General features: G+C 63.5%; 1 protein-coding gene. It reads left to right on the plus strand.

Going from position 1 to position 1,445, the window contains the following annotated elements; genetic code table 11:
• Window positions 1–1,417, plus strand: a 1,417-nt coding sequence (locus tag NTCA1_RS28275) for a Tn3 family transposase (RefSeq protein ID WP_159832496.1), incomplete at its 5' end; no start/stop codon positions are given.
• Window positions 1,418–1,445: the final 28 nt, after the last annotated feature.

The raw sequence follows: 1,445 nt of genomic DNA on the forward strand, positions 1-1,445 counted from the left end.
GACCGCGCGGCTCGCCGTGCCGCTGCGACCCGGCGAATGGCTGGCCGAGCGCAGGGCTCGACTGGATACACGGCTGAAGGAGTTTGGCCGCGCGGCGCGAACCGGCACGATCCCAGGCGGCATCATCGAGAACGGCAAGCTGCACATCGACAAGCTGAGGGCCGACACGCCCGAAGGGGCCGAGGATCTCGTGCTCGATCTCTATCAACAGCTCCCGCCCGCGAGGATCACCGATCTGTTGCTGGAAGTCGATGAGCGAACCGGATTTTCCGAGGCGTTCACGCATCTGCGCACCGGCGCGCCCTGCAGCGACCGGATCGGCCTGATGAACGTGTTGCTGGCGGAAGGCGTCAATCTCGGTTTGCGCAAGATGGCGGCGGCGACCAACACGCACAGCTTCTGGGAATTGCTGCGGATCGCGCGCTGGCATGTCGAAGGCAGCGCCTATGATCGGGCGCTCGCCATGATCGTGGAGGCCCACGCCGCCCTGCCCATGGCCGCCTTCTGGGGACAAGGGCAATCGGCATCCAGCGACGGGCAGTTCTTCCTTGCTACCGAGCAGGGCGAGGCGATGAATCTGATCAACGCGAAATATGGCAACGTCCCGGGCCTCAAGGGATACAGCCATGTGTCCGATCAATATGCGCCGTTCGCAACCCAGGTGATCCCGGCAACGGTCAGCGAGGCTCCCTATATCCTGGACGGGCTGCTCATGAATGACGCGGGCCGCCGCGTTCGCCAGCATTTTGCCGACACGGGCGGCTTCACCGATCATGTGTTCGCCGCCTGCGCCTTGCTCGGCTACAGGTTCGCCCCCCGTATCCGCGATCTCCCTCAGAAAAGACTCTATGCCTTCACGCCCAACGCGACGCCGGCCAATGTGCGAGCGCTGGTCGGAGGTAAGATCAATGAACCGCTCATCGAGCGCAACTGGCCCGACATCCTGCGCATCATGGCGACGATCGCAGCGGGGATCGTCGCCCCCAGCCAGATTCTTCGCAAGCTCGCCTCTTACCCGCGCCAGAATGAGCTGGCCCTCGCATTGCGAGAGGTGGGCCGCATCGAGCGAACCCTGTTCATGATCGACTGGATTCTTGATGCCGGCCTCCAGCGCCAGGCTCAGATCGGCCTCAACAAGGGTGAGGCCCACCACGCCCTAAAGCGCGCCATCAGCTTCCACCGCCGAGGTGAAATCCGGGATCGATCCGGCGAAGGCCAGCACTATCGCATCGCCGGAATGAACCTGCTCGCCGCCATCATCATATTCTGGAACACCATGAAGCTCGGCGAGGTCGTCAATACCCGGGCCGCCAGCGGTACCCATATCGCGCCTGATCTACTCGCCCACGTCTCGCCGTTGGGATGGGAACACATCAATCTAACCGGGGAATATCGCTGGCCCAAATCCTTAGCGTAGGATTCCGCCCCCTCCCGCAAACGCCCCC

Source organism: Novosphingobium sp. TCA1, from assembly GCF_009811895.1.
Taxonomy (GTDB): Bacteria; Pseudomonadota; Alphaproteobacteria; order Sphingomonadales; family Sphingomonadaceae; genus Novosphingobium; species Novosphingobium panipatense_A.